Here is a 25819-nt window from a genome sequence, read left to right on the forward strand (position 1 = left end):
GCCCGGCCCTCACTGGATGAGTTCGAGGTGCGGGTGGTCGGCGGACACCGGGCAGGCGTGGAGCTGCAGGCTGTGGCCGCCGGCGATGACGGTACGGGTGTAGTTGGCCGGCGGAACACCGGGGGGAAGCGGGTCGCGGGCCCGGTCCCCTTCGGGGGCCCAGCTCTCGGTGCCGCTGTTCCATTCGGTCGAGGCGATGGTCAGCAGCGGCTCCAGCCCCGCGCCGCACGCGGAGCAGGTCCGGGGCACGGGATCGGTGAGACCCCACCGGGACCAGCCTCCCACCTTCCAGCCGGGGGAGACGGACAGCTTGTTCGTGTAGAACGAGTCCGGGGCCACGGCGTAGGAGGCGTCCACCGCCGCTCCGGCCGCCTGCCACCTGTCCCAGTCCGCCAGCTGCTCCTGGAGTTCCTTGCCCAGCTCCGGGAAACCGGGGTACTCGGTGACTTCCTCGGGCGAGAGCAGGCACGGCTGGGGAAGGTAGCCGGGGAACTCGACCGCGGGCGGTTCGGGGGGTGCTTCGAGGACATCGGTGACCGTGGCGGCGGACCGCCAGAACAGCGCGGTCCTGGGGTGCTCCGGGTGGTCGAAGGGACACCACAGCACCTGGAGCAGATCGGCCTCGACCTGCCCGGGCGGGCGCAGCGAGGGGATGTCCCGCAGGTACAGCTGGGCCACGGGCAGCATGGCGATCGGCCCTCCGGGCCACGGCTGGTCGCCGTCGGCCAGGTCTTCGAACGCCCAGTCGCCGGCCTCGTGCTCGTCGTACGCGTCGTGGTCGTCCCGTCGCGTGCCCGGCGCCACGATGCCCCGGTCCTCCCGCTCCCCTTCCAGGGAGAAGGCGGCGCCCACCTGGTCGCAGGTGTGCGGGCCCTCGCAGAACGGCCAGGGTTCGTCGGCGGGCCACAGCAGCGGCCCGCCGACCGAACTGTCGTGCCGGGAGGGCGACCCGGCCCGAGGGTGCAGCCGGGTCGCCGTGCGCGCCAGGGGGGCCAGTTGAGGGAAGAGCGCGGTGACGACGAGCGGCCGCGGCGGGGTGGTGCGACTCATACTGGCTCCCGGTGGCGTGAATCGGCTGGTTCAGTTTCCGAGGTTGTACTTCCCGGTCTTGCCCTTGGTGTTGGGAATGTAGACGTCGGGGAACAGCGGCTGCGACGTTCCGTCCGCCCGCTGGATGGTAGCGGTCATCGTGACCCCCATCGGGATCGTGCTGGTGGTGTCCTGGTAGTCGGGCGTGACCTGGTACAGGATCGCGTCGTTCGGTCCGAAGGCGCTGTTGGCCACCGCCTTCTGGGCCGCGAACTCATAGGTTCGCATGCTGGGTGTTCCGGTGTTCATGCCCACCTGCCAGCACGGGGTGAGGTTGTCCGGACCGCCGTCCGTGCGCCCGCCCTTTCCGCCGAGGATGTTGGCGATCAGGTGACACCGGGCGAGCCCGGTCGTGGGGAAGTGCTGGTCGCGGTACAGCCGTGCGTCCTCCCAGCCGGTGATGTCCCCCTCGGCGTCGCTGCCCGTGCCGAGCTGCTTTCCGATGCACGCCTGGGCCGTGGACGCCCGGGTACCCGCCGGACCGAGCGGGTTGGTGGTCTTGTTGGTGTGGGGGACCGGTTCGGTGGTGTTCTTGATCCACCCGTTGCCGGAAGGCAGCGCCCCGGTCGACCAGTTCTTGAGGCAGTCGCCCTGCGGCTCGGGTGCCGACGCGGTGATGTTCACCATGAACTGCTCGGCTTCCAGCACTCGCTGGTTCGCGAAGCCGTCGGAGAGCTGCTGCTCGGCGGACCGGTTGTCCGCGAGCGGGACGTGGGCGCGCACGCAGGGGCTGCCGGTGCCGCCGTCCAGTACGTAGACGTCCCACCCTCCGCTGCTGTAGTTGGGGATGACCTCGGTGCACTGAGCGCCGTCGGTTCCTCCTTCGTGGGTGGCCGCGAAGGGGAACGCGCCGCAGCTGTCGCCCGGGACGTCCGTCCGGGCCTGGAACGGCTTCGAACTCCCGCTTCCGCAGGTCCTGCTCGTGCGGTCGGCGATGCCGCTCTTCGCCCGGGTCAGCGGCTTGTCACGGCCCCAGAGATCTTCCTCGGGTTGCTCCATGAGGCGTTCGGGTCCGTGATCTGGGCGCCGGGAGAGGTGACGTACAGCTGGTAGGACGTCGTGAACTCGGCCGCCTTCCCGGCGCCCGGGGAGGAGGAGTAGGTCACGTAGCCGTTGACGGACTTGCCCTTGACCAGGTCGCCTCCCCACCACGGGGCGGGCTTGGTCACCTTGCAGCCGGTCGTGCACGCGGCTCTGAGTTTCGCGGTCAGGGACGTGACGGCCCCGGTCGCGCCGGTCATGGCCACCGTGACGTACTCGTTCCACTTCGGTTTCGCGAGTTCGGCGGGCAGGAGGGCACTCGTGGCGACGCTCAGCGTGCCGGTGCCCAGTTGCTTCCCGGTGCTGTCCTTGAGCACGTACAGCACGGTCAGGCCACTCACGCAGTAGCCGAAGCGGCTGTAGTTCCACTGCCCGGGGTTGGTGATCTCGCAGGTGGCCTCGTTGGCGGCGGCCGGGGCCGACTGCTGCGCGGCGGCGAGGGGCTGCCGGCCGGCTCGCGTCACCGGCGTGGTGCTCATGGTGACGCAGGCCTCCACCGCACCCGCCCTGCGCTCGCGGGACCCGGCCGGCGTGGGCCGGCAGTGCTCCCCGGGAGTCACCGGGACCGGCTCGGTCTCGACGGGGGCGGAGGCGTCCGGCAGGTCGGCGAGGTCGATCCGGTCGACCTGGCGCCCGAGCTGCTCCGGCGCCTTCGGCGTCTCCTGCGCCGGGGCCATGGCCGTCGTGGTGGCGCCCAGCGCCATGACGGCCAGCAGGGAGAGGACCACGCGCCGGGACCGGGTTGCTCGGGCCGCTCGGGAGCGCCGTGGTCGCGGCGGTCTGAAGCACGGTATTCGGAACGACGGTCTCATCGTGCGACTGTCCTTTCAGGGGTGACGGGCCGGCCGTCACGGCCGGCCCGTCGTCGGTCAACTGCCGGGAAGCTCCGGCCGGTCAGGCCGCGAGGACGTAGATGATGTCGGAGACGAGCTCCTTGCCCTCCTCGGCGACCTTGCTGATCACCGGCTTCGCCCTGTTGATGACCGGCTTCAGCAGGCTGCCCCGGCCGAGGGTGGCCAGGTTCAGGGCGGACATCCCCAGGGAGCTGATGAACTCACCGCTGGTGAAGCCGTGTTCGATGCCGGTGAAGAGCGTGCCCAGACCGCCGGCGACCACGGACACCCCGGCGAAGAACGCCGCGCCCGCCGCCAGCGGGGGGAAGGCCAGGGAGGCCAGTCCGAGACCGGCGGCGATCAGGCCCGAGGCGGTGCTGACCGTGTTGGCGGCGTCGGCCCACCAGCCGGCGTCCGACCACCAGTCCTCCTTCTCCTCACCGGTGCCGTTCGGGTTCACCTGGTCGTTCTGCTCGCTGTCGGCCGGGTTCCTCCCCTCCTCGCGCTGGCGCTGGGCCTCCTCGGCGGCCTTCCGGGCCGCCTCCCGGACCTCGGCCTCGCGCTTCTGCACCTCGATGCGGCGCGCCTCACTGGCCGCCGCGGCGGCGGTGGCCTTGTCCCGGCCCGCCTCCAGCGCGGACTGGCGGGCACTCGCGGCGGAGGCCTGAGCGTTGTAGGCGGACTGCTGCGCCGAGCGGGCCGCGTCGATGGCCTTGTTCGCCGAGTAGTTCGCCGACCGGGAGGCGTTGCGCGCGGTCGCCGCCGCCGACGAGGCCTGGCTCGCCGAGGTCTGCGCCGCCGCCGCCGACCTGTCCGCGGCGGCGGCGTTGTTCTTGGCCTGGTCGGCGTACTCGCTCGCCGTGTTCGCCGCGTCGACCGCCTTGTCGGCCCACTCCTGGGCCTCGCTCGCGGCCTTACGGGCGTTGGCCGCCGCCTCGGACGCCAGCGCCGCGTTCTGCTGCGCCTTGTAGGCGATCTTGGCCGCGGCCGCGATCGCGCCGCGGACCGCCGCGACGTGGGTGGCGGAGTCGTGGTCGAGCTGCGCCGCCTTGTACTGCACCTTCTGCACGAAGTTCCGGCGCATCCAGGTCGGCCCCTCCAGGGCCACCTCGCCGTGCGACTTGACGTACTCGCCGCCGTTGGCGATCGCCGTCGCGGTGGCCACCGCGTCGTCCTCCCGCATCGCCTCGGGGTAGGTGCGGTCGAAGAAGTCCTGCAGTGCCTCGGGGGTGTTCTTGTCCAGCGCGTCGTTGGCCGCCCGGATGACCGCCCTGCCGGGGTTCTGGCCGATGATGCGGGAGATCTGCACCCGGTTGTCGTCCTGCGAGGCCCGGATCACTCCCGAGGTGAGGAAGTCGCCCACCGCCGTGGAGGTGGAGCTCGCCAGCGCCGCGTGGGCCGCCTCCGCGATGGCGGGGCTGGATATCTGGGCGAGGTAGAGGACGGTTTCCCGGTCGTCCTGGTGCTGGGCGAGGGCCCGGTCGAGGTCGATCCAGGAGAGCACCTCGTTGTCGCCGCCGGCCAGCGCGAACCGCGCCGCCTCCCGCGTCCACGAGCCCTTGGCCTCCAGCAGGCCGGTGGCGGCCCGGCGTCCCAGCGTGACGGCGAGCGCCAGGTCGCCGGTCTCGAACAGGGCCTTCTCGGCCGCCGCGATCAGGTCCTTGACGGCCTGCTCGGTCTGCTCCTCCTGCTTCCTCTTGTCCTCGAACTCGGCCTGTTCGTCGGCCTCGATCCGCGCCAGCAGCCGGGCCTCGTCCATGGCCTGCAGCTTGTCCTGCTCCAGGCGGGCGAGCTCCGCCTCCCGGGCGGCCTTCTCCACCGCCATCGCTTCCTCGACCGCCTTGGTGGCGTTGTCGGCGGCCTCCACGGCCTTGGCCGCGTGCGCGGTGGACTTGTTGGCGTAGTCGACGGCCTGACCCGCGTACTTCACCGCCTCCTCGGCGGCCTCGGCCGCGTTCTCCGCGTGTGCGGCTGCGGAGTTGGCGGCGTCGCGTGCCGTGCGTGCCGCCGCGGCGGCGGTGTTCGCGAGGGCCTGGGCGGTGGAGGCGGCGTTGGTGGCGCGGTTGGCGGCGGTCGTCGCGATCGAGGCCTGGCGCTTGGCCTCGGCGGCCTCGGACTGCGCGGCGCCCGAGGCCGCCGCGGCCTGCGCGGCGGCGGTGGCGGCCGCGGCGGAGTTGCGGGCGGCGTTGGCGGCCGAGTGGCCGGCGTTCGCGGCCTGCGCGGTGGCGGCCGCGGCGTAGTCGGCGGCCCTGGCCGCGGACCGGGCCTTCGCGGCCCCGTTGCGGGCGGCGATCGCCGCGTTCTTGGCCGCCTCGGTGTTGTCGGCGTCCCTGGAGGCGGCGATGGCGGCGTTGTAGGCGCGCGAGGCCGCGTTGCCGGCCGTCGCGGCCGCCTGGGAGGCCGCCGCCGCGGCCCACGAGGCACGGCGCGAGGCGGTCACGGCGGCGTTGGAGGCGGCGATGGCGTTGCGGGCGGCGTTCGCCGCGCCCTTGGCGGCGCTCGCCGCCTTGCGGGCCGCCGCGGCGGACTTCTTCACGTCCTCCTTGGCGGCGGCCGCCTCCGCGACCGCCTTCTCGGCGGCTTCCTTGGCCTTCGCGGCGGCGGTCTCGGCACGCGCGGCGGCCTCGACGGCCTGGTCGGTCTGGGCCTGCGCCCGCTTGCCCTCCCGTTCGACGACCGCGACGAGTTCCGCGATGGTGGCCGACTCCTGGTCCCGGGCCCGGGCGATGTGCTGGCCGGTGTCGAGGAACCACTCGATGTCCGCCGCCGTGCCGCTCAGGGCGCGGCCCGCGTACTTGCGCACCTCGGGCCCGGCGTCGACCAGCATCGCCGAGGCCTGGACCCTGGCATCCTCCAGGCGGGCCTCGTACTGGCCGTCGACGAGGAACGCCTCGAACGCCTCCTGGGTGCCGGCTTCCAGAGCGGCCGAGGCCTCCCGCCGGACGGCCCGCTCTCCGCTCGCCAGCACCGTGGACGTCGCCACGCTCAGGTCCTCGAGCAGCGCGTCCTTGAACCCCTCGTCCAGGAAGGCCGCGATGGCGGCGTCCCCGTTGTCGAGGGCGGTGCCCGCCTCGCGGCGCAGGCCCTTGCCGGAACGGGCGAGGTACCGGGTGACGGCGACCCGGTTGTCCTCCGTCCTGACCCTGGGCAGGGTCTCGGAGAGGAACGTCTGGACCTCGGCGTCGGTGCCGTGGAGCACGTACGCCGCCGCCGCCTTGGTGGCCCGGCCGCCCGTCAGCCAGGCCTTGACCACTTTCGCGCGGTCGGTGTCCGGCAGGGTGAGCGAGTCGGCCGGGTCCGCGTCCGCGGCCGAGGCGCGCGTGGGCAGCGCGAGCGACAAGGGAGTGGAGGCGACGGCGGCCACGGCGGCGGCCGTCGTCAGGAGCCGTCTGCGGCTCCAGAACATCGTCTGCATAAGAAAGTCGTCCTCGTCGTCTGTGATGAGCAACAGCGAATGTGAGTTCGAGCTGAACCCATTCAAAGGCGCCGCGAATGGGAAATCAACGTCACCGAAGGGGAGTTGAGGGAGTGTCAGGTGCGCGGAGCGGCCGCATCATCGGCTCTGCGCGAGATCTTCACATTCGAGTGCACAACCTTCCCGGAAGATGGCGGACGTCACACACCCTCTTCAAGTAGGGCCCTTTTTGCGGTACTTCATGCGGTGGACGCGACCGGCGGGTGCACGATGTCATGGCAGGGACCGGCGGAACCGGTACCTCGAACACCGGCGATTTCCGGACGGTTCTCGATGAATTCGGGGCAGGGAGAGGCGCTGCCGGGTCCCCGGGTTCGCGGAATGCCGGAATGTGCGGGCGGCTTCACGGCGATCGGCGGCGGTGAATAGCCCGGCGGTCGTTTCCGGGCGATATTCCGAGTTTCAGCGGGCCGTGGCGTCCAGTGCCACGGCCGACGCGTTGACGGGGCGCGGTACCCCGGCCGGGTCCAGGACGAAGAGCGGCACGCCCAGCAGGTCGGCGCGGGCGCGGGCCTGCTCGGCGTACCCGGTGAGGGAGAAGTAGACGGGGGCCGCGGACTCCGCCATGGCCGTCAGCCACAGGCACTCCACGTCCCGCGCCGAGGCCGGGCCCACGGTCGGGTCCACCTGGACCACGAGACCGGGCGCGGCCAGTCCGATGCCGGCCACGGGCCGCTGGTCGGCGCGCCGGACGTCCCGGTGTCCCAGCCCGCGCAGATACAGCACCGCCGCGGTGACCGCGTCGCGGGCGGTGCGGATCGGTACGGACCGGTGGGCCGGCACCCGGGACCCCGGCGTACGCCCGGACCGGCCGGCGGCCGCCGGGTCCACCGGCACGCGCAGCACGGTCCCGCACGGACAGCCCAGCTCCGGGCGCGGCCACCGGCTCCGCGCCCCGCAGGCCGCGCAGCGCAGCCCGATCCACTCCTCTTCCCAGCTCCGGTGGGTGACGGGAGTGGCGGCCCGGCGCGGATCGAGCTCCGGGGTGACGGGCTCCCCGCACGCACAGGGGTACGACGGTGCCGTGTAGCGGTGCCGGCGCCCGCAGGCGGTGCAGCACACCGAGACGGTCTCGGACATGACGCCCATCGTCCTCCCTTGACGGCCTCCGGCTGCCCACTTACATTACTTCCAGATCGTAGAAACCATTTTCCACTATACGGAAATCGCAAAGTCGCTACGGAAGAGCTCACCGCGGGGCGCGACGGGAGTGCGAATCCGACAGCCGAAGCAGGAGTACTCGATGGCTCGTATGACCGCTGCCCGAGCGGCAGTTGAGATCCTCAAGCGCGAGGGCGTCACCGACGCGTTCGGTGTGCCGGGCGCGGCGATCAACCCCTTCTACGCGGCGCTCAAGGCCTCCGGCGGCGTCAACCACACCCTGGCGCGGCACGTCGAGGGCGCCTCGCACATGGCCGAGGGCTACACCCGCACCCACCCGGGCAACATCGGCGTCTGCATCGGCACCTCCGGTCCGGCCGGCACCGACATGATCACCGGCCTCTACTCGGCGATCGGCGACTCGATCCCGATCCTGTGCATCACCGGCCAGGCGCCGACCGCGGTGATCCACAAGGAGGACTTCCAGGCCGTCGACATCGCCTCCATCGCCAAGCCGGTCACCAAGATGGCGGTGACCGTCCTGGAGGCCGCGCAGGTCCCCGGCGTCTTCCAGCAGGCCTTCCACCTGATGCGTTCCGGCCGCCCCGGCCCGGTCCTGATCGACCTGCCGATCGACGTCCAGATGACGGAGATCGAGTTCGACCCGGAGACCTACGAGCCGCTGCCGGTCTACCGCCCCACCGCCAGCCGCGCCCAGATCGAGAAGGCCATCGGCCTGCTCAACGCCTCCGAGCGCCCGCTGATCGTGGCCGGCGGCGGTGTCATCAACGCCGACGCCGCCGACCTCCTCGTCGAGTTCGCCGAGCTGACCGGCACCCCGGTCGTGCCCACCCTGATGGGCTGGGGCCTGCTGCCCGACGACCACGAGCTGAACGCCGGCATGGTCGGCCTGCAGACCTCGCACCGCTACGGGAACGCGACCTTCCTGGAGTCGGACTTCGTCCTCGGCATCGGCAACCGCTGGGCCAACCGCCACACCGGCAAGCTGGACGTCTACACCGCCGGCCGCAAGTTCGTCCACGTCGACGTCGAGCCGACCCAGATCGGCAAGATCTTCGCCCCGGACTACGGCATCGCCTCCGACGCCAAGGCGGCTCTGGAGCTGTTCGTCGAGGTGGCGAAGGAGCTGAAGGCGGCCGGCAAGCTGCCCGACCGCACCGCGTGGGCCGCCTCCGCCCAGGAGCGCAAGGCCACCCTCCAGCGCCGTACGCACTTCGACGACATCCCGATCAAGCCGCAGCGCGTCTACGAGGAGATGAACAAGGCCTTCGGCCCGGAGACCCGGTACGTCTCCACCATCGGCCTCTCCCAGATCGCCGGCGCCCAGATGCTGCACGTCTACCGCCCGCGGCACTGGATCAACTGCGGCCAGGCCGGCCCGCTCGGCTGGACCGTCCCGGCCGCGCTCGGCGTCGCCAAGGCCGACCCCGAGGCGCAGGTCGTGGCGCTCTCCGGCGACTACGACTTCCAGTTCATGATCGAGGAACTGGCCGTCGGCGCGCAGCACAAGATCCCCTACGTCCACGTCCTGGTCAACAACTCCTACCTGGGCCTGATCCGCCAGGCGCAGCGGGCGTTCGAGATCGACTTCCAGGTCAACCTGGAGTTCGAGAACATCAACTCGCCGGAGCTGGGCGTCTACGGCGTCGACCACGTCAAGGTCGCCGAGGGCCTGGGCTGCAAGGCGATCCGGGTCACCGACCCGAACGAGCTGGGCGCGGCCCTGGAGCAGGCCAAGAAGCTGGCCGCCGAGCACCAGGTGCCGGTCGTCGTCGAGGCCATCCTGGAGCGCGTCACCAACATCTCCATGTCGGGCACCAACGACATCAGCAACGTCATGGAGTTCGAGGAGCTGGCGACCGAGCCGGGGCACGCCCCGACGGCCGTCAGGACGCTCAAGGCCTGACCCGCGAAGTACCCGAGAGCGGCCCGTCCCCGGAGGACGGGCCGCTCTTTCACGTGCCCGCTCTCAATCGGAGCCGCCGCCCCCGCCCCCGCCGCCGCAGTAGTACGCCATGCCGCCCGCCGATCCGCTCCCCGAGTCCCGCGGGGAGTTCTTGAGGAGGGGCTTTCCGCCCACCTCCACCCGCTCCACGAGTCCGGCCCGCAGGGCGAAGCGGGGGAAGAGGGCGCGCAGGGCGTCCACGTCGTGCAGGGCAACGGCGAGCAGCCGGTCGTCGGCCGTCAGGCCCCGTCGGCCGGTCGGCAGCGGGTGCCGCTCCTGGAGGGACCGCACCCGGCGGCGGGCGGCCCGGGTCGGGCCGAGCAGCGGGTAGCGCAGCATCCCGTCCTCGGCCAGCGGCATCCGCATCAGCGCCACGGCCAGGCGGACGTCCGGCCGCCGGGCCAGCCTCCGTATGCTCAGCGGTTCGTCGAGGCACCGCAGCACCGTCTCCGCGAGCGGCGGCAACGGAGTCGCTGCCGCCCCCGGTTCGGAGCCCAGCGCACGCACGGTGGCCGGTGGGCCGGCTTCGACGGCCCCGCGCATGTACAGGTCGACCACGGCGACCGTCACGGCGGCGCGGGGGCCGCCGCGCAGCAGCGCGACCTCGTGCGGTTCGAGCCGGACCGTCCTGTCGTCGTCCACGACACCACCCCCGTGTGCCGGGGTTGTGCCCGCTGCCGGGGGCCGCTACGCGTGCTCAGCCCCGATGGTGCTCGTGGTGCTCGTGCAGCCCCGGCCAGTCGTCCGGGCCGCCGCCCTGCCACTCGACCAGGTCGCTCTCCTCGACGTCGGTCACGTACAGGTCGGCCAGCCGCAGCAGCTCGGCGACGTCGTCGGCGTGCGAGGCGACACCGAGGGTCTCGTCGCCGGAGGTGACCCGGCGGGAGCCGTCCAGGGCGGGGGCGTGGACGACGATGTGCGGGTGCTCGGGTGGGTGTGCCGTTGCCATGTCTCCAGGCTGCTGCGGGGGGCGGGAATCCGCACCCGGTGCAGGCCGGGAAGCGCCGGGAAACGCCGAGAAGCGCCGGATGCGGGACCGTCCGCATCCGGCGCTGCTCAGCCGGTGAAGGTTCTTCACATGGTGTCCGTCCGACAGCGCGAGGCTGGGCGCGACAGGTCGTTCGCGCCGCCGGACGGAGTTTCTGGGGCCCCTGCTCGAAGGGGCGGGTGGCTGGGACCGCGGCGGTGCGACGGGTCCGGGACGCCGCTCCCCTCAGGTCGTAGGAGAAGCGTCCGGGCCTTTCACCACCGCACTGGCTCGCAGGCCGCCGCGGTCCTCGCCCTGCCCGTGCCGGCCCCGGGCGGCCACCCCTCATCCGGGCCGCTCCGGTGCCTTCACGGGCCGCGCACGGTCCCGGCCTCCCCGCCGGGTTCCGTACGCGAGCTGGTGGATCAGTCCTCGCGCAGGGCGCGGACCGCCTCCTCCACGCGCTTGCCGTACTCCGTGTCGGCGGCGTGGAAGTGCGCGAGGTTCTTCTCGACCACGTCGTTGCGGGAGACCTGGGACAGGCCGCCGGCGATGTTCGCGATCAGGCGCTTCTTCTCGTCCTCGGACATCAGGCGGTACAGCTCACCGGCCTGGAAGAAGTCGTCGTCCTTGGTGTGCTGCGCGGCCTCGTGGGTGCCGGTGTGGCCGGACACCGGGAGCGGGGCGGCCAGCGGGCGGCCGGTCTCGGCCGGGCCCTCGTACGAGTTCGGCTCGTAGTTCTTGGCGTCCCGGCCCTGGCCGTTGGAGGCCATGAAGCCGTCGCGGCCGTAGTTGACGGCGCCGCCGGGCACGGCCTTCGGGGCGTTGACCGCGAGCTGGGTGTGGTTGACGCCCAGGCGGTAGCGGTGCGCGTCCGCGTAGGCGAACAGGCGGCCCTGGAGCATCTTGTCGGGGGAGGGGCCGATGCCCGGAACGAAGTTGTTCGGGGAGAACGCGGCCTGCTCGACCTCGGCGAAGACGTTGTCCGGGTTGCGGTCCAGCACCAGCCGGCCCACGCGCTTGAGCGGGTAGTCGGCGTGCGGCCACACCTTGGTGACGTCGAACGGGTTGAAGCGGTAGTTCGCCGCCTCGGCCACCGGCATCAGCTGCACGTGCAGCGTCCAGGAGGGGTACACGCCCCGCTCGATGGCCTGCACCAGGTCCGTCTGGTGCGAGGTCGGGTCCTCGCCCGCCAGCTTCGCGGCCTCGTCGGCGGTCAGGCAGCGGATGCCCTGGTCCGTCTTGAAGTGGTACTTGACGAAGTACGACTCGCCCTTGGCGTTCGTCCACTGGTAGGTGTGCGAGCCGAAGCCGTCCATGTGGCGGTACGACGCCGGGATGCCGCGGTCGCCCATCAGCCAGGTCACCTGGTGCGTGGCCTCGGGGGAGTGCGCCCAGAAGTCGAAGACGTTGTCCGGCTCCTGGCGGCCCGAGAACGGGTCGCGCTTCTGCGAGTGGATGAAGTCGGGGAACTTGATCGGGTCCTTGATGAAGAACACCGGGGTGTTGTTGCCGACGAGGTCGTAGTTGCCCTCCTCGGTGTAGAACTTCAGCGCGAAGCCGCGCGGGTCGCGGACCGCGTCCGCGCCGCCGAGGGAGTCGGCCACGGTGGAGAAGCGCAGGAAGACCTCGGTGCGCTTGCCGACGGTGTTCAGGAAGTCGGCGTGCGTGTAGCCGGTGACGTCGTCGGTCACCTCGAAGTGGCCGTAGGCGCCGGAGCCGCGGGCGTGCACCACGCGCTCCGGGATGCGCTCGCGGTTGAAACGGGCCAGCTTCTCGATGAGGTGCTGGTCCTGGATCAGGAGGGGGCCGCCGATGCCGGCGGAGGCAGAATTCTGGTTGTCGGCGACCGGGGCGCCGGACTCTGTCGTGAGCACGCGCTGCGACATCGGGGACCTTCCGTGCGAGGGGTCAGCGGAAAACTGTTTCCGCTTCGTGGAGCCTAAGTTTGGGCGGCATACACGTCAACAGTTTGTTGAAGTGGGTTCCGGGTGGCGCCGCCGCTCGGGCGCGACAGGACAGGTGTCAGCGACGGCGCCGCCCGGAGGTCTCGTGGGACCGCAGGTCAGACCTGGGCGCCGGACAGGCGCTCCACGGCCCGCAGCAGGGCCGAGTGGTCCAGGCCGCCGTCGCCCTGGGCGCGCAGCGAGGCGACCAGCTGGGCGACCGTGGCGCCGACCGGCAGCGCGGCCCCGACGTTGCGGGCGGCGTCGGTGACGATGCCCATGTCCTTGTGGTGCAGGTCGATGCGGAAGCCCGGCTTGAAGTCGCGGTTGAGGAAGTTGTCCTTCTTCCGCGTCAGCACGGTCGAGCCGGCCAGGCCGCCGTTGAGGACGTCGAGGGCGGCCTTCAGGTCCACGCCCGACTTCTCCAGGAAGACCACGGCCTCGGCGCACGCCTGGATGTTCACGGCGACGATCAGCTGGTTGGCGGCCTTCACGGTCTGGCCCGAGCCGTGCGGACCGCACAGCACGATGGTCTTGCCCAGCGCCTCCAGCAGCGGCTTGGCCTCGTCGAAGTCGGCCTGCTCACCGCCGACCATGATGGACAGCACGGCCTCGATGGCGCCGGCCTCGCCGCCGGAGACCGGGGCGTCCAGGACGCGGACGCCCTTGTCCTTGGCGGCCTTCGCCAGGTCGATCGAGGTCTGCGGCGTGATCGAGGACATGTCGACCAGCAGCGCGCCGGACTTCGCGTTCTCCAGGATGCCGTCGGGGCCGTAGGCGATGGCCTCGACCTGCGGCGACGCGGGCACCATGGTGACGATGACGTCGGCGTCGCGCACGGCCTCGGCGATCGAGCCGGCCGCGGTGCCGCCGGCGGCGGACAGGCGGTCCAGCTTCTCCTGCTCCAGGGTGAAGCCGGTGACCTGGTAACCCGCCTTGATCAGGTTCTCGGACATGGGGGAGCCCATGATGCCGAGACCGACCCAGGCGACCTTGGGGAGCGTGCTCATGATGGGTACCTCTCTGAAAATCTGCGAAAAATTCCTGCGGGTGGCGCTCAGCGGGCCGCGCGGGCCTCGGCCGGCAGCCAGGAGAAGGCCTCGGCGCTGGGGTTGTCGCCCGGCTTGTACTCCAGGCCGACCCAGCCGTCGTAACCGGCCTTCTTCAGCTGGTCGAGCAGCTCCTGGAGCGGGAGGGAGCCCGTGCCGGGGGCGCCGCGGCCCGGGTTGTCGGCGATCTGTACGTGTCCGGTCTTCGCGGCGTACGCGTCGATCACCTGCGGCAGGTCCTCGCCGTTCATGGACAGGTGGTAGAGGTCCATGAGGAACTTGGCGTTGCCGAGCCCGGTGGCCTCGTTGACCTTGTCGACGACCTCGATCGCGGCCGGCGCCGACACCAGCGGGTACAGCGGCGACTCGGGCTTGTTGAGCGCCTCGATCAGCAGGATCGCGCCGATCCGGTCGGCCGCGCGGGCGGCGAGGACCAGGTTCTCCAGCGCCAGCTTGTCCTGCTCGGCCGGGTCCACGCCCTCGACGCGGTTGCCGTACAGGGAGTTGAGCGCCGTGCAGCCGAGCGACTTCGCGAAGTCGGCGGCCACGTCGATGTTGGCGCGGAAGCGGTCCGACTCCTCGCCGGGGACGGACAGGGCGCCGCGGTCGGGGCCGGGCAGCTTGCCCGCGTAGAAGTTCAGCCCGGTGAGCTGGACGCCCGCGTCCTCGATCGCCTTCTTCAGGGCGTCGAGCTCGGACTGCTCGGGGGTGGGCGAGTCGATCCAGGGCCACCACAGCTCGACCGCGGTGAAGCCGGCCGCGGCGGCGGCCGCGGGACGCTCCAGGAGCGGGAGTTCCGTGAAGAGGATCGACAGGTTGACGTTGAAGCGCTGATCTGCGAAGCCCATCGGGTGCCGCGCTCCCTTCCGTTTCGTTCGTTGTTCCGCATTACGGAAGTTCGTTTCTGCGTAATGGAAGATTGCCGGTGGAGCTCCACACTTGTCAAGAGGGGGCGGCGTAAAACGGTCACCGCGCGTTAGGTTGACCGGGTGCGATTGAGAGTGGAGTTCACGACCGAGCCCTTCGACCTGGACGAGGCGCCCGCGCACGCGGTGGTCGCCCGTGAGGTCGTCGAGGCCGCGGAGCTGGACGAGGTGGACGTCGGCCCGTTCGGCAACACCGCCGAGGGTGGCGCCGACGCGGTGCTCACCGCCGTGGACGCGCTGCTGCGCCGGTCCCTGGAGGCCGGGGCCACCCGGATCTCCCTCCAGGTCAACGTGGTCGGGCAGGACGCCGAAGGGGAGGACGAGCGGTGAGCGGACCGGGGGAGGAGCCCTTCATCGCGGCCGTGAAGCCCCTGGTCGACGCCATCGGGGGTGAGATGCTGCCGCCGGACGAGGCGGGCCAGGACGACGTCGTCCTCGCCTGGGAGGGCGCCGACGTCGTCGCCGTGCGCCTGCCCCAGCTCGCCGACTCCCTGGACCACATCCTCGCCGCCATGGAGCGCCGGCAGGGCAGGCCGCTGGCCGACCTGGACCGGCGGGCCAAGCAGGAGGTCGTACGCACCCTGGAGGCGCGCGGCGCCTTCTCGGTGCGGCACGGCGTGGAGACCGTCGCGAGCGCCCTCGGCGTCAGCCGCTTCACCGTCTACAACTACCTCAACCGCGAGAAGGACTCCTGACCTGCGCGGGAGCCGCGCATCACGAGCCGCCGTCCGGTATCCGGACGGCGGCTTTCGTCACAGCGAATTTTCAACAAAGTGTTGACGCCTTGTTTCCGAGGGCGTTAGCTATCGGCACGCCCGTTCAGCACAAGGCCACGGAGGCTCCCGTGACGTCCACTTCCGCGTCGGGCCTGGCCCGTTTCAACGCTCTCGAGGAGTCCGCGGCACTCGCGGAACTCCACGAGGCGTGTGCCTCGACGGCGTGGGCCCGGCACCTGCTCGCCGCCCGCCCCTGCGCCACCACCGAGGACCTGTACGCCGCCAGCGACGCCGCCATGGCCGAGCTGACGGCGGACGACCTCGCCGAGGCGATGGCCGGGCACCCGCCCATCGGCCGCCCCAAGCCGGGCGACCCGACCTCCTCCCGGGAGCAGGCCGGCATGGCCGGCGCCTCGGAGGAACTCAAGGCGGAGATGCTCGAACTCAACCTGGCCTACCAGGACAAGTTCGGCCACGTCTTCCTCATCTGCGCCACCGGCCGGACCGGCGAGCAGATGCGGGACGCGGTCAAGGAGCGGATCGGCAACTCGCCCGAGCAGGAGCGCGAGATCGTCCGCACCGAACTGGGGAAGATCAACCGCATCCGCCTTTCCCGACTCGTCGAACAGGACGCCTGACCATGAGCACCAGCACCACCGCCTCCGTGTCCACGCACATCCTGGACACCAGCGTCGGCCGCCCCGCCGAGGCAGTCGCCGTCCAGCTCGCCGCCCGCTCGGGCAGCGACGCGGACTGGCAGACGCTCGGCGGCTCCGCGACCGACGCCGACGGCCGGTGCAAGGACCTCCCGGCCCTGCCGGAGGGCACCACACACGTACGGCTCGACTTCGACACCGAGACGTACTTCGCCAAGAAACAAGCCGCGGCCCAGCAGGACGCCCCCGCGCTCCGGGACAGCGAGAACGGCCGGCCGGTGTTCTTCCCCGAGGTCACCATCACCTTCGCGGTGGTGCCCGGGGAGCACTACCACGTTCCGCTGCTGCTCAACCCGTTCGGCTACTCCGTTTACCGAGGGAGCTGACCGACACATGACCCGTTTCGTCCTGGGACAGAACCAGTACGGCAAGGCAGAGAACCGCGTCGTCAAGATCACGCGTGACGGCGACACGCACCACATCAAGGACCTGAACGTCTCCGTCGCCCTCTCCGGCGACATGGAGGAGGTCCACCGCAGCGGGTCCAACGCGAACGTCCTGCCGACCGACACCACCAAGAACACGGTGTTCGCCTTCGCCAAGGAGCACGGGATCGAGAGCGCCGAGGACCTCGGCGTCAAGCTCGCCCGCCACTTCGTCGACAACAACGAGCCGATCCACCGGGCCCGCATCCGCATCGAGGAGTTCGGCTGGGAGCGGATCGAGACCTCGAAGGGCGGCGCCCGCTTCGTCGGCTCCGAGGAGATCGCCCACTCCTTCGTCCGTACGGGCCAGGAGACCCGCGTCGCGGAGATCACCTACGACGGCCACGGCATCCAGGTGCTCTCCGGCTTCAAGGACCTCACCGTCCTGAACTCGACCAACTCCGAGTTCTTCGGCTACCTGAAGGACAAGTACACCACCCTCAAGGAGGACTACGACCGCATCCTCGCCACCACCGTCTCCACCTGGTGGCGGCACAACTGGGACGGCGTCGACTCGCACGCCCCGGACTGGGACCGGTCGTACAACGGGGTGCGCAAGCACGCGCTCCAGGCCTTCGCCGAGACGTACTCGTACTCGCTCCAGCAGACCCTCTTCGAGATGGGTGTGCGGGTGCTGAACTCGCGCGACGAGGTCGACGAGATCCGCTTCTCGATGCCCAACAAGCACCACTTCCGCTCGGACCTGTCGCCGTTCGGGATCGACAACGAGGCCAAGGACGGCGCCGTGTACTACGCCGCCGACCGGCCCTACGGCCTGATCGAGGCCACCATCCTGCGGGACGGCGCCGAACAGCTGATCCCGGTCGACATGACCAACCTCTGACGCGGGACGCGCGCCACCGGCCCGGCCGCTCGGGCCGGTGGCGCGCCACACCGGAGGGAACACCATGGCACAGCCTGCAACGGAGCCGGCGAAAGGCTCAAGTTCCACCCCGTCACCACAGCACACGAAGGACGCCGTCACGTCCGTGCACCCGGTCGACGAGAAGCTCCACCCCTCGCGGCTCGTCCCCGCCGCGCTCCAGCACATCGCCGCCATGTACGCGGGCGTTGTCACTCCTCCGCTCATCATCGGCCAGGCCGTCGGCCTCGACATCGAGGGCCGCACCCGGCTGATCGCGGCGAGCCTGCTCATCGCGGGCATCGCCACCCTGATCCAGACCATCGGCGTCAAGGGCTTCGTCGGCAACCGCCTGCCCTTCGTCAACGCCGCCTCCTCGGCCGGCATCGCGCCCATCCTCGCGATCGCCGAGACCAACAGCGAGGGCAGCCAACTCCCCGCCATCTACGGCGCGGTGATGGTCGCCGGCGTCTTCTGCCTCGCCGTCGGCCCCTTCTTCGGCCGCCTGCTGCGCTTCTTCCCGCCCCTGGTCACCGGCGTGGTCATCACCCTCATCGGCGTCACGCTGATGCCGGTCCCGGTCGGCTGGGCCCAGGGCGGCGACAAGGCCGCCGCCGACTTCGGCTCGATGCGCAATCTCGCGCTCGCCGCCTTCACCCTCGGCGTCATCCTCGTCATCCAGCGCTTCGGCAAGGGCTTCGTCAAGCAGGTCGCCCTGCTCTTCGGGATGTTGATCGGCACCCTGGCCGCCATCCCGTTCGGCATGGCCGACTTCAGCGGCCTCGAGTCCGCGCCGGTCGCCGCCCTGCCCACGCCCTTCGCCTTCGGCGCCCCCGAGTTCCAGCCCGCGGCCATCCTGTCGCTGTGCATCGTGATGCTGGTCCTGATGACGGAGTCGTCCGCCGGCATGCTCGCCCTCGGCGAGATCTGCGACCGCCGCGCCGACTCCAAGGTCATCACCCGCGGCCTGCGCACCGACGGCCTCGCCACCCTGGTCGGCCCCGTCTTCGGCGGCTTCCCCACCTCCGCCTTCGCGCAGAACGTCGGCGTTGTCTCGCTCACCCGGGTCCGCAGCCGCTACGTCGTCGCCGTCGCCGGCGCCACCCTGCTGGTCCTCGGTGCCTTCCCCGTCCTGGGCGCCGTGGTCTCCCTGGTGCCGATGCCGGTCCTGGGCGGCGCGGGCATCGTCCTCTTCGGCTCGATCGCGGTCAGCGGCATCCGTACGCTGTCCGAGGCCGGGCTCGACGACAGCTCCAACATCATCCTGGTCGCCGTGGCGCTCGGCGCGGGCATCATCCCGCTGGCCGCCCCGACCTTCTACGCCGAGTTCCCCGCCTGGGCGCAGACCGTGCTCGGCTCCGGCATCAGCGCCGGCGCGCTCGTCGCGGTCACGCTCAACCTGTTCTTCCACCATCTCGGCACCCGAGGCCGCCCCGCGGCCGCGGCACTCAAATCCTCCTAGGGTCCTGCCGTGCCCTCCCCGCGGGTACTCGACTCCCCGCCCGCGGGCCGCACCGAAAGAGAAGGAAGCAGCATGGCAGCATCAGCGGCAGCCGATCGCGTCGCCGCCACCACGGCACCCGATCGCATCGTCATCGAGAACTGCGCCATCGCGACCGTCGACGCGGACGACACCGAGTACGCCTCGGGCCACGTCGTCCTCGCCGGCAACCGGATCGAGACGGTCGGCGCGGGGCGGGCACCCGAGGACCTGGAGAACGTCGTACGCCGGATCGACGCGACCGGACACCTGGTCACGCCCGGTCTGGTCAACACCCACCACCACTTCTACCAGTGGCTCACCCGGGGCCTGGCCACCGACCACAACCTGTTCGACTGGCTGGTGGCGCTCTACCCGACCTGGGCGCGCATCGACGAGCCGATGGCGTACGCGGCGGCCCAGGGTTCCCTCGCGATGATGGCCCGGGGCGGCGTCACCACGGCGGCGGACCACCACTACATCCACCCCCGGGGCGCCGGCGACCTGTCCGGCGCGATCATCCGCGCCGCCCGCGAGACGGGCGTCCGCTTCACTCTCGCCCGCGGCTCCATGGACCGCGGCGAGTCCGACGGCGGACTGCCGCCGGACTTCGCGGTGGAGAGCCTGGACGACGCGCTCGCCGCCACCGAGGCCACCGTGCGGAAGCACCACGACGCCTCCTTCGACGCGATGACGCAGATCGCCGTCGCGCCCTGCTCGCCCTTCTCCGTCTCCACCGAACTGATGCGCCAGGGAGCTGAGTTGGCGCGCCGGCTGGGCGTGCGGCTGCACACCCACGGGTCGGAGACCGTGGAGGAGGAGAAGTTCTGCCACGAGCTGTTCGGCATGGGCCCGACCGACTACTTCGAGTCGACCGGCTGGCTCGGCGACGACGTGTGGATGGCGCACTGCGTCCACATGACCGACTCCGACATCGCCGCCTTCGCCCGCACCGGGACCGGCGTCGCCCACTGCCCGTCCTCCAACGCCCGCCTGGCCGCGGGCATCGCCCGGGTCCCCGACATGCTCGCCGCCGGCGTCCCGGTCGGCCTCGGCGTCGACGGCACCGCCTCCAACGAGTCCGGCGAACTCCACACCGAACTCCGAGGCGCCCTGCTGGTCAACCGCCTCGGCGCCCACCGCGAGGCCGCGCTGAACGCCCGCAAGGCGCTGCGCCTGGGCACGTACGGCGGGGCCCGGGTGCTGGGCCGCGCCGCCGAGACCGGCTCCCTGGAGGCCGGCAAGCTCGCGGACCTGGTGCTGTGGCGGATGGACACGCTCGCCCACTCCTCGATCGCCGACCCGGTGACCGCCCTGGTCTTCGGCGCCGCGGCGCCGGTCACGGCGTCGTTCGCCGACGGCCGCCAGATCGTCGAGGACGGCCGGCTGCTCACGGTCGACGAGGACGCCGTGGCCCGCTCCACCCGGGACGAGGCACGACGACTGGCGACGATGGCCGCACAGACCTGAACACCGAAGAACCGAACACCACTTGATCTCCGGCCGGGAGGGACGGCTCCCGGCCGGTAGCCATGGACCCGAGCGGGGCCCATGGCGGCCGTCTCCGGGGCGTGCGTCCCATACGCACGCCCCCGGAGCGGTTCCCGTTTCCCCGAACGGGGTCCGTCCCGGTCCCGCACGACCACCCGCACCACCTCCCTGACACCCGCGTCAATGCCGACGTGTAACCGACCGGAGGAACGCCGCCGTGGCCGACCACCCTGTTGACGAGAAACTCCCGCCACTGAAAATGGCGACGACCGGCCTGCAGCACGTGGCCGCCATGTACGCCGGAGTCGTCGCCCCGCCCCTGATCGTCGGTGCGGCCATCGGCCTCTCCGCGACCGAACTGACCTTCCTCACCGGCGCCTGCCTGTTCACCGCGGGCCTCGCCACCTTCCTGCAGACGCTCGGCATCTGGAAGATCGGTGCCCGGCTGCCCTTCGTCAACGGCGTCACCTTCGCCGGTGTCGCCCCCATGACCGCGATCGTCGCCTCCACCGAGGACAAGTCCGACGCGCTGCCGATCATCTTCGGCGCCGTCATCGTCGCCGGACTCCTCGGCTTCTTCGCGGCACCCTTCTTCAGCAAGGCGATCCGGTTCTTCCCGCCGGTCGTCACCGGCACCGTCATCACCCTCATAGGCGTGTCCCTGCTGCCCGTCGCCTTCGGGTGGGCACAGGGACCGAGCCCCGAGGCCGACGACTTCGGCTCCTCGACCAACCTGGGCCTGGCCGCCATCACCCTGGTCATCGTCCTCGTCCTGCGCCGCTTCACCCGGGGCTTCGTCAAGCAGATCGCCGTGCTCCTCGGCCTGGTCGCGGGCACGCTCATCGCGATCCCGTTCGGCGTCACGGACTTCGGGCCGGTCGCGGACGCGAGCATCGTCGGCTTCCCGACCCCGTTCCACTTCGGCGCCCCGCAGTTCCAGGTCGCCGCGATCCTCTCCATGTGCGTGGTGATGGTGGTCTCGATGACCGAGTCCACCGCCGACATGCTCGCCCTCGGTGAGATCGTCGACCGCAAGGCCGACGAGAAGACCATCGCGGCCGGCCTGCGCGCCGACACCCTCGGCTCGGCGGTCAGCCCGCTCTTCAACGGCTTCATGTGCAGCGCCTTCGCCCAGAACATCGGGCTGGTCGCGATGACCAAGATCCGCAGTCGCTACGTCGTCGCCGCGGGCGGCGGGTTCCTGGTGCTGATGGGCCTGTGTCCGATGGCCGCCTCGCTCATCGCCGTCGTCCCCCGCCCGGTACTCGGCGGCGCGGGCATTGTCCTCTTCGGCTCCGTCGCGGCCAGCGGCATCCAGACCCTGGTCCGGGCGAGCCTGGACAAGGACAACAACGTCCTGATCGTGGCGGTCTCCCTGGCCGTCGGCATCATCCCGATCGCGGAGCCGGAGTTCTACCACGCGTTCCCGGAGAACGCGAAGATCATCCTGGACTCGGGCATCTCGACCGGCTGCGTCGTCGCCGTCCTGCTCAACCTGGTCTTCAACCACATCGGCGGCCGCAAGCGGGACGCGGAGGAGGTCACCCACCCCATGGAGGCGGGCGAGGAGATCACCGAGGCCACCCGGGCCCCGGCCGCCCCGTGAGGCCGGCACCGGGCGAACCCCGGGCGTTACAGAGGGGCCGGCGCCTCGATCGGAGGCGCCGGCCCGCACGTGTTCCGGCGTCGAAGCACACGCGCTCCGGGGGCGGTACGGCGGGCGACCGGCTGCCCGGCCGCCACTGAGTTCACACGAAGGCCGGCTCAGTCCGTCCACATGGCGCGCACGTAGGAGTCAAGGTCTTCCAGCAGACCATCCTCGTCCTCGGGGGTCCGAGTGATCGAGGCGCCGCCCTTGTCGAGCATCACGATCGCGGGCAGCAAGAGCCCGCGCAGGAGACCGTGCAGGACGAGGTTGTTCGTGGAGCAGTATCTGTCGTAGAGCCCTTGGGTGAACTGCTGGAACACCGCCAGGTCCACATCACTGCCACCGAGTCGCTCGTTCTCGGTCAGGCCCGTCTGCTCACCGTGCAGTTCACCGGCCTGCCGGGCGAGCGCCACATAGGCCTCTCCCACCCTGAGTGCCGGATCCCACAGAGTCCCTGACCTGTCAGCGGCTTGGAACGGGTAACCCATCAGAACCACTTCGTCATGATGTGCACGTCCGGGTACTTCTCCCTCAGTTTCTGGAACCGGGCCTCGACCGCCTCCACGAACTTCGGGTCCTGGTCCGGCCGGGTGAACCGGAAGCCGATCGAGGCATCCCGGTAGTGCTCGGGAAGCTGCTTGCGGGCCTTCAGGTACTTCTCGAACTTCTCCTCGATGTGCTTATTGAGCCAGCCCTCGTCGGCCCAGTAGCCGAGAACGCTCTTGTCCTCCCACAGGACGTCGTCCTCGAAGAGGTCGATGTCTGTGATCTTTTTCCCCGTGTCGGGGTCGAACACATCGTAGTCCTTCTTGCCCTCGAGGCAGCCCTTGCCGACTCCCGCCGCCTGCGCGGCCATCATGGTCGTCACACCGGAGACGACCTTGCAGCCGCGCCTGGCCCAGGTAAGGCCCTCGTAGGCCTTGTTCAGTGCCTTGAGCTTGCTGGAGATGAGGACATCCACCGCAAGGGATCCGCAGTTGGAGAGGTCCTTCTTGTCGAGGCACGCTTCGAGTTCCGTGAGGCCGGTGAGTTCTGCGGTGACGCCCCACAGCTCTTCCATGGCGTCGCCGAACTCGTCCCCGTAGGCGATGATGTCGCAGTAGACCTCGTTGTGCTGACACCAGCGGGCGAACTCCTGCGGGTCGCAGGGGACGATCGCCTGTCCGCAGCGGTACTGCTTGCGGGCCTGGGCACCAGGGTCGTTCATCGCCTCCTGCTTGGCGGCGACGGCGGCCTTGCGGCGGGCCTCCTCCTCTTCCCGATACTTCTTGACCGCGATGGTGAAGGCCTCGGTGGCGGCTGCGAGTGCGGCATCGGCGTCCTTGCCGGCGGCGATCGCCGAGGCGCGTGCCTGGTCGGAGGCGACCCATGCGCGGGACGCCGACACCTGAGCCATCTCCGAGGAGAGGGTGGCGTCCGTGGCGGACAGGGCGGCGTCCTCGGCTGCGAGGTCGGCGTCCCGGGCTGCGGAGCGTGCGGTCGCGGCGGACTCGGCAGCGCTGGCCGCCGAGGCTTCGGCGTCCTTGGCGTGCTGGGCCGCCTCGTCGGCGTATCCCTGGGCCCGGTCGGCGTGTTCGTCCGCCTTCGCCGCCCAGCCGTTGGCCTCCTCGGCGGCCTTACGGGCCGTGGCGGCCACCTTCTGCGCGAGCGCGGCATCCTTCTGGGCGTTCGCCGCGACCTTCGACGCGTCGGCGATCAGCTTCTGGACCTGGGCCACGTGAGTGGCCGTGAGGTGGTCCTTGCGCGCCGCCTTGTACTGGCCGGAGGCAATGAAGGCGTGCAGCGTCGCAGGCGAGCCCTCCAGCGCGATCCGGGCCGCGGACTTGACCTCGGGCCCGCCGACGGAGACCAGCTGCGCGGCTGCGACCCGCTCGTCCTGATTCCGCGCGGTGTACTGCGTCTCGACCAGGAACTCACTGTATTTCTTCGGGTCGCCGCTGTTGAGCGCCGCCCTGCCCGTCTCGGTGACGACCGGGCCCGCCTCGGAGACTATCTGTGCGATGGCCACGCGCATGCTCTGGGCGGCCGCCTGGTACTGGCCGCCGTTGATGAAGGCGGTGATGGTCGCGGCGTCACCGTCCAGTGCGGCCTCGGCCGCTGCCCGGATCTCCGGGGTCGCGCTCTCTTCGGCGAGGCGCGCGACGTAGGAGCGCGCTTCCTGCTGCTCGGCGGTCTCCCAGCCGTTCTCCAGGTAGTCGAGGACGACGTCGTCCGGACCGGCCAGTGCGGCCTCGGCTGCCGCTCGTCCCCAGGCCGTTCCGTTCTTCATCGCCAGCACGGCCAGCTTCCGGCCCTGAGTCGCTGTCGCGGCCCGGTCGGCGCCCGGTTCGGCGGCCTGCGCCACCAGCCGGTCGCGTTCGGCGTCCCGGTCCAGGACTGCCTGCTCCAACTCCGCCTGGCCCTCGGCGTGGGCGGTGTACGCCGCCTTCTGGTCCCTGGCACGTTCGATGCCGGCGTTGGTGCGGCCCAGCAGCTCCGCGGCCTCCACCTCGCGAGCGAGCGTGTAGATCTCCTGGGCCTTGGCCACGGTGGTCGACGCCGTGTTCGCTGCCGTGGTGGCGGCGTTGGCGTGCGCGGTGGCCTTGGTGGCCGCCGTGGCGGCGTCACCCGCGTGCTCGGCTGCATCGTCCGCCGCGGTCGCGGCGTTCCTCGCGTGAGTCGCCGCCGATCGAGCGGCGTCGCGGGCGTCCCCCGCGGCCGTGGCGGCCTTGCGGGCCAGTCTCTCCGCTTCAGCGGCGGCGCGGTTGGCCTCCTGCGCGTGGCGCCTGGTGGCCGCAGCGGCGGCACGCGCTTCGGCGGCGGCGGCGCTGGAGTCCCCCGCGTAGCCACTGGCCGCCGTCGCGGCGTCAGCCGCGAGATTGGCATTGCTGCCCGCGCTCTTGGCCGAGGCGGCGGCGTCACCGGCCGCAGTGGCTGCCTTGGATGCCTCGTCGGCGGCGTCAGCGGCCAGGTCGGCGCCCTTGGCGATGTTGCGCGCGTTCTCCGCGGCGGTGCGCGCGGCGTCCGCGTTGTCCGCGTCGACGGCGGCGTCGGCTGCCGCGGCCTGGGCGCGTGCGGCGGCCTGCGACGCGGCAGCCGCGGCGGCCGCCGCCTGAGAGGCCGCGTTCGCCGCTACGCGCGCGGAATTGTTGGCGGCCCGGGCCGCGTTGATCGCCTTCTGGGCCGCGGCGGCGGCCTGGGTGGCGGCCTTGGCGGCACGGCCCGCGGCACGGGCGGCCTTGTCGGTGTCGTCCTTGGCGGCCTCGGCCTCGGCTGCGGCCTTCAGAGCCGCTTCCTTGGCCAGTTTGGACGCCTCGATCGCTTCCGCCGATGCCTTCTTGGCAGCCTTGGTCTCCTTGGCCGCTTGCCGGCCCGCCTCCTGCGTCTGCCGGGCCAGTTGGGCAACCGTGGCGTGTTCCACGTCCTTGTTGCGCGCGACGAACTGGCCGACCTCCAGGAACTCCCGGCGGTCCTCCGGTGTGCCGTACAGCGCCAGACGCCCCGCGGCCTGCACATTGGCGCCGCCCACGCTGATGATCTGGACGACCTGCACCCGCTCGTCCTGCTCACGGGCGGTGTACTGACCCTCGCCGAGGAACGCGCTGACGTCCTCCGCCGTACCGTTCAGCGCGGCCCGCCCCGCGTCCTGCACGTTCGGCCCCGCGGTGCTGATGATCTGCGCGACCTGAACACGCTGATCCTGCTCCAGCGGATCCTGCCAGCCGTCGTCCAGGAAGTCTTCCAGCGCGGCCGGGGTGTCGGACAGTGCGGCTCGTGCGGCGGTCAGGAGCTCCGTGCCGCCGACACTGGCCATCTGGGCGGTGGTCACGCGGTTGTCCTGGTGCGCGATCCCGTCCACAGCTGCGAGGAACGCCTGGAGGTCGGCATCGGTCCCGGTCAGGGCGGCCTCGGCCGCTGCCTTGACCCCGGGGCCGCCCTCCTTCCAGTAGTCCACGACCCGGCCGCGGTCCGTGGGAGTCGCCTCCGCCAGGATGGCGAGCTGCACCGCCGACGCCGGCGCCTCCTCGGCCACGGCGGGTGTGGACCCCAGCAGGCTCACGGTCAGGGCGAAGGGCAACAAGCCCAGCGCGGAGGCGCGTATCACACGC

General features: G+C 71.3%; 21 protein-coding genes. 9 read left to right on the top strand and 12 right to left on the bottom strand.

The genetic code is table 11. The features are described 5' to 3' along the window. Positions 1-9 precede the first annotated feature (9 nt). The 5 genes from AMK11_RS25360 to AMK11_RS25380 form a co-directional block, all read right to left on the bottom strand. Complete coding sequence (locus tag AMK11_RS25360; protein ID WP_073730375.1) at positions 10-1050, bottom strand: hypothetical protein; 1041 nt, start codon at positions 1048-1050, stop codon at positions 10-12. Between the two features lie 30 nt (positions 1051-1080). Next, the gene (locus AMK11_RS25365) at positions 1081-2088 is read right to left on the bottom strand and encodes a DNA/RNA non-specific endonuclease (protein WP_073730376.1); all 1008 of its coding nucleotides are present in this window, start codon (positions 2086-2088) and stop codon (positions 1081-1083) included. Then, entirely contained in the window at positions 2043-2858 is an 816-nt protein-coding gene (locus AMK11_RS25370) for a hypothetical protein (RefSeq protein WP_073730377.1), read from the bottom strand. Before AMK11_RS25370 ends, AMK11_RS25365 begins: the two co-directional genes overlap by 46 nt. Before the next feature lie 166 nt (positions 2859-3024). Next, entirely contained in the window at positions 3025-6378 is a 3354-nt protein-coding gene (locus tag AMK11_RS25375; RefSeq protein WP_079187698.1) for an ALF repeat-containing protein, read from the bottom strand. 462 nt (positions 6379-6840) lie between these two features. Further along, entirely contained in the window at positions 6841-7527 is a 687-nt protein-coding gene (locus AMK11_RS25380; protein ID WP_073730378.1) for a hypothetical protein, read from the bottom strand. Positions 7528-7681: 154 nt separating this feature from the next. Between AMK11_RS25380 and gcl the strand changes: the two genes are divergently transcribed. After that, a complete protein-coding gene (gcl, locus tag AMK11_RS25385) occupies positions 7682-9466 on the top strand; it encodes a glyoxylate carboligase (RefSeq protein WP_073730379.1) in 1785 nt (594 codons plus the stop codon). 63 nt (positions 9467-9529) lie between these two features. Here the strand turns inward: gcl and AMK11_RS25390 are convergent, their stop codons facing one another. The 5 genes from AMK11_RS25390 to AMK11_RS25410 all read right to left on the bottom strand — a co-directional run bounded on the left by AMK11_RS25390 (position 9530) and on the right by AMK11_RS25410 (position 14315). Next, complete coding sequence (locus tag AMK11_RS25390; protein WP_073730380.1) at positions 9530-10147, bottom strand: TIGR04222 domain-containing membrane protein; 618 nt, start codon at positions 10145-10147, stop codon at positions 9530-9532. A 55-nt stretch (positions 10148-10202) separates the two neighbouring features. After that, complete coding sequence (locus AMK11_RS25395) at positions 10203-10454, bottom strand: hypothetical protein (RefSeq protein ID WP_073730381.1); 252 nt, start codon at positions 10452-10454, stop codon at positions 10203-10205. A gap of 443 nt (positions 10455-10897) precedes the next feature. Then, positions 10898-12361 carry a catalase gene (locus AMK11_RS25400; RefSeq protein WP_073730382.1) on the bottom strand — a complete coding sequence of 488 codons (1464 nt, stop codon included), beginning with the start codon at positions 12359-12361 and terminating at the stop codon, positions 10898-10900. Positions 12362-12537: 176 nt separating this feature from the next. Then, positions 12538-13428 (bottom strand): 2-hydroxy-3-oxopropionate reductase, encoded by an 891-nt coding sequence (locus AMK11_RS25405; RefSeq protein WP_073730383.1) that lies wholly within the window; start codon positions 13426-13428, stop codon positions 12538-12540. Positions 13429-13475: 47 nt separating this feature from the next. Beyond that, on the bottom strand, positions 13476-14315 hold the full coding sequence (locus AMK11_RS25410; protein ID WP_073730384.1) for a TIM barrel protein: 840 nt from the start codon (positions 14313-14315) through the stop codon (positions 13476-13478). 141 nt (positions 14316-14456) lie between these two features. Between AMK11_RS25410 and AMK11_RS25415 the strand changes: the two genes are divergently transcribed. The 8 genes from AMK11_RS25415 (at position 14457) to AMK11_RS25450 (ending at position 21689) form a co-directional block, all read left to right on the top strand. Next, a complete protein-coding gene (locus tag AMK11_RS25415; protein ID WP_073730385.1) occupies positions 14457-14723 on the top strand; it encodes a hypothetical protein in 267 nt (88 codons plus the stop codon). Then, complete coding sequence (locus tag AMK11_RS25420) at positions 14720-15088, top strand: helix-turn-helix domain-containing protein (protein WP_073730386.1); 369 nt, start codon at positions 14720-14722, stop codon at positions 15086-15088. Before AMK11_RS25415 ends, AMK11_RS25420 begins: the two co-directional genes overlap by 4 nt. 149 nt (positions 15089-15237) lie before the next feature. Beyond that, positions 15238-15747 carry a 2-oxo-4-hydroxy-4-carboxy-5-ureidoimidazoline decarboxylase gene (gene uraD, locus AMK11_RS25425; protein WP_073730387.1) on the top strand — a complete coding sequence of 170 codons (510 nt, stop codon included), beginning with the start codon at positions 15238-15240 and terminating at the stop codon, positions 15745-15747. A gap of 2 nt (positions 15748-15749) precedes the next feature. Further along, a complete protein-coding gene (gene uraH / locus AMK11_RS25430) occupies positions 15750-16151 on the top strand; it encodes a hydroxyisourate hydrolase (RefSeq protein ID WP_073730388.1) in 402 nt (133 codons plus the stop codon). 7 nt (positions 16152-16158) lie between these two features. Next, a complete protein-coding gene (pucL, locus tag AMK11_RS25435; protein ID WP_073730389.1) occupies positions 16159-17094 on the top strand; it encodes a factor-independent urate hydroxylase in 936 nt (311 codons plus the stop codon). Positions 17095-17158: 64 nt separating this feature from the next. Continuing rightward, entirely contained in the window at positions 17159-18574 is a 1416-nt protein-coding gene (locus AMK11_RS25440) for a nucleobase:cation symporter-2 family protein (RefSeq protein WP_073730390.1), read from the top strand. Positions 18575-18646: 72 nt separating this feature from the next. After that, positions 18647-20062 (top strand): 8-oxoguanine deaminase, encoded by a 1416-nt coding sequence (locus AMK11_RS25445; protein WP_073730391.1) that lies wholly within the window; start codon positions 18647-18649, stop codon positions 20060-20062. Positions 20063-20300: 238 nt separating this feature from the next. Beyond that, positions 20301-21689: a nucleobase:cation symporter-2 family protein gene (locus tag AMK11_RS25450; protein ID WP_073730392.1), complete on the top strand. Its 1389-nt coding sequence runs from the start codon at positions 20301-20303 to the stop codon at positions 21687-21689. Positions 21690-21847: 158 nt separating this feature from the next. On the opposite strand, the gene AMK11_RS25455 is transcribed toward AMK11_RS25450, so the two are convergent. Together AMK11_RS25455 and AMK11_RS25460 are read right to left on the bottom strand one after the other, a co-directional pair. Continuing rightward, positions 21848-22219: a DUF6086 family protein gene (locus AMK11_RS25455; RefSeq protein WP_073730393.1), complete on the bottom strand. Its 372-nt coding sequence runs from the start codon at positions 22217-22219 to the stop codon at positions 21848-21850. Beyond that, positions 22219-25815, bottom strand: coding sequence for an ALF repeat-containing protein (locus tag AMK11_RS25460; protein ID WP_073730394.1), 3597 nt, complete (start codon positions 25813-25815; stop codon positions 22219-22221). Before AMK11_RS25460 ends, AMK11_RS25455 begins: the two co-directional genes overlap by 1 nt. Positions 25816-25819: the final 4 nt, after the last annotated feature.

This window comes from Streptomyces sp. CB02414 (genome assembly GCF_001905385.1).
Lineage (GTDB): Bacteria > Actinomycetota > Actinomycetes > Streptomycetales > Streptomycetaceae > Streptomyces.

Coding starts and splice junctions, on each gene's coding strand:
- AMK11_RS25360 (WP_073730375.1), bottom strand. CDS start 1,050: ATGAGTCGCACCACCCCGCCGCGGCCGCTCGTCGTCACCGCGCTCTTC.
- AMK11_RS25365 (WP_073730376.1), bottom strand. CDS start 2,088: ATGGAGCAACCCGAGGAAGATCTCTGGGGCCGTGACAAGCCGCTGACC.
- AMK11_RS25375 (WP_079187698.1), bottom strand. CDS start 6,378: ATGCAGACGATGTTCTGGAGCCGCAGACGGCTCCTGACGACGGCCGCC.
- AMK11_RS25380 (WP_073730378.1), bottom strand. CDS start 7,527: ATGGGCGTCATGTCCGAGACCGTCTCGGTGTGCTGCACCGCCTGCGGG.
- gcl (WP_073730379.1), top strand. CDS start 7,682: ATGGCTCGTATGACCGCTGCCCGAGCGGCAGTTGAGATCCTCAAGCGC.
- AMK11_RS25395 (WP_073730381.1), bottom strand. CDS start 10,454: ATGGCAACGGCACACCCACCCGAGCACCCGCACATCGTCGTCCACGCC.
- AMK11_RS25400 (WP_073730382.1), bottom strand. CDS start 12,361: ATGTCGCAGCGCGTGCTCACGACAGAGTCCGGCGCCCCGGTCGCCGAC.
- AMK11_RS25405 (WP_073730383.1), bottom strand. CDS start 13,428: ATGAGCACGCTCCCCAAGGTCGCCTGGGTCGGTCTCGGCATCATGGGC.
- AMK11_RS25410 (WP_073730384.1), bottom strand. CDS start 14,315: ATGGGCTTCGCAGATCAGCGCTTCAACGTCAACCTGTCGATCCTCTTC.
- uraH (WP_073730388.1), top strand. CDS start 15,750: ATGAGCACCAGCACCACCGCCTCCGTGTCCACGCACATCCTGGACACC.
- pucL (WP_073730389.1), top strand. CDS start 16,159: ATGACCCGTTTCGTCCTGGGACAGAACCAGTACGGCAAGGCAGAGAAC.
- AMK11_RS25440 (WP_073730390.1), top strand. CDS start 17,159: ATGGCACAGCCTGCAACGGAGCCGGCGAAAGGCTCAAGTTCCACCCCG.
- AMK11_RS25445 (WP_073730391.1), top strand. CDS start 18,647: ATGGCAGCATCAGCGGCAGCCGATCGCGTCGCCGCCACCACGGCACCC.
- AMK11_RS25455 (WP_073730393.1), bottom strand. CDS start 22,219: ATGGGTTACCCGTTCCAAGCCGCTGACAGGTCAGGGACTCTGTGGGAT.